Annotated in this window: 1 protein-coding gene and 1 pseudogene; one reads left to right on the top strand and one right to left on the bottom strand. The window is 62.4% G+C overall.

Annotated elements, in window-relative coordinates; translation table 11 throughout:
- Window positions 1-513 precede the first annotated feature (513 nt).
- On the bottom strand, window positions 514-1,584 hold the full coding sequence (locus ACLD7X_RS16505) for a helix-turn-helix domain-containing protein (protein ID WP_411424776.1): 1,071 nt from the start codon (window positions 1,582-1,584) through the stop codon (window positions 514-516).
- A 34-nt stretch (window positions 1,585-1,618) separates the two neighbouring features.
- Here ACLD7X_RS16505 and ACLD7X_RS16510 point away from each other — a divergent pair.
- Window positions 1,619-1,870, top strand: a pseudogene (locus ACLD7X_RS16510) (hypothetical protein); the annotation flags it as partial.

Here is a 1,870-nt window from a genome sequence, read left to right on the forward strand (position 1 = left end):
GCGCGATCCGGCCTGAGCGGGCAAGGGGGGGCTCGCCCCCCTCTGCGCCTGCGGCGCATTCACCCCTGAGGATGCTGTAGATAAAACAAAAGCAATGGCTTAGATGTTTGCATGTGCAATTGATGTGCATCGCGAGAACTTGCACCGCTCTACCTGACGCACGGTCAGTACAGCTTTTACCCACTTTCGCGCTGCCCCGCGCAGCTGAATGCCCGGATCAGTGCCCACGTGTGACCTGCCAATTTGTCCGGGAACGCCAGAAAGGCCTCGAGGAACCAGTAGTCGTTCATTCGGGCGGCGATGCGTGTCTCGGCCTCTTGGCCCGGCGTTGGGTCCCAGAGCATCCGGTGAGGTATCTTGGTGACGGGCAAGAGGCCATGGACTGTTCACGCGCACCTGCTCCATTGGCAGGCCATGCAACTTACGGCGTCACCAGACTCGTGCCGCTGCACGCAAGTCGCGATGCTCGTTGTCCTGGAGTCTCGCCACGCCTGTTGCGCGGCGCTTTCGGGCTCACTTGAAGCGGTCGTATGACCACCTGATCGCTTGCAACTCCGGCAATACCGCCGGATCACCGGAGCGCGCATGGCCTTCATCGCGCCGCGCCTCAATTATCTGCCTCCAACGCCCTATGGCGTCGCTCGGTGCAACGCCGAACCGCGCGCGGAAGCTGCGGCTGAAGTGCGGAAGGGAGAGAAAGCCGCAGCGGGTTGCCACATCTTGGACGGCACCACGGCCTTTAGGCGCCTCGGACAGGAGCAGGAAGGCGCGCTGGAGGCGCCGCATGTGGATGTAGTGCTGAAGTCCGCCATCCTCGGCGAAGTCGCGATAGATCGTTGCCCGTGACGCACCGAAATCCTTCTGGAGCGTCCCGATACCGAGGTCCGGGTCTCCCAGGTTCTGGTCAATGATTCGCTTCAAGGCGAATATCCGCGCCTGCTGGATGTTCTCGTCCTCGATGCTGTCGGTGCAGCCTTGCAGAACACCACGGAGAAGGCCGCTGATCGCCTTGGCAAGGGCGGGTGCCTGCGAGGGCGACAGGGCCCCAATCTCATCGAACACGGATTCGAGTCCGGCCTGCAGCAGGCGGCCCTGCGCCGTATTCAGAGCGAAGCTGACACAGGTCGGGTGCCGCGAGGGATCGTAGCCGATGGCGCTGTAGGGCACGGCAAGGGTCATCTGGTCGTGGTCGGTGGAGATTTGGCGGAGCGGACGGTCATGATCGATGAAGTGGATGGCGTCCGTCCCGATAACCTGTTGATGGTCGCCGTCGACAAGCAGGCTGCGCCCGGACCTGTACATCCGGATCTTCACCACCGACGTGGGGTTCCGCTCGATCAGTTCCCGTGGCCGGTAGAGCCCACTCTTCTCGGCCACGGATGACGCAACGAGAAGATCTTCGAGGAACCAGACCTGTGTCCTGACCTTGTGACTGGAGCCCCCCGAGGGCGGGTCCTCAAGCCGGAAGGTTCCATCGACGATGTACTCGCGGATCTCGCGAGACCGATCCCCCGGCAACCGGAAGGTGTCGACCGTGTGCGTCGGCAGAGTTGCCTCGCGGATCGGGGAGGAATCCATCTTCATGATGAAATGTTAACATGCGGGACCGGGCCTTGCCTTGATCCCGATCAACTTCCTTTTGCCGCAGGGCCAAGGGCAATCGCATCGAAAGATCACTGGATACGCCTGCGACGAACGTGAAGCCTTTTCCTGGTTCCGATGTCGTGCCCTATGGACTGGTGGCGCGCCGCCCGCCGGTCGGGTGTTGAACGTGGTCGATGACGTCACGCGCGAATGTCTGGCAGCAATCCCGGACACCTCTATCTCGGGCCGTCGCGTGGCCCGGGAACTGTCGGTCCTGATTGAACGC

Origin of the sequence: Aphanothece microscopica RSMan92, assembly GCF_046613545.2 — a bacterium.
In the GTDB taxonomy this organism is placed as follows: domain Bacteria; phylum Cyanobacteriota; class Cyanobacteriia; order PCC-6307; family Cyanobiaceae; genus NIES-981.

Coding starts and splice junctions, on each gene's coding strand:
- ACLD7X_RS16505 (WP_411424776.1), bottom strand. CDS start 1,584: ATGAAGATGGATTCCTCCCCGATCCGCGAGGCAACTCTGCCGACGCAC.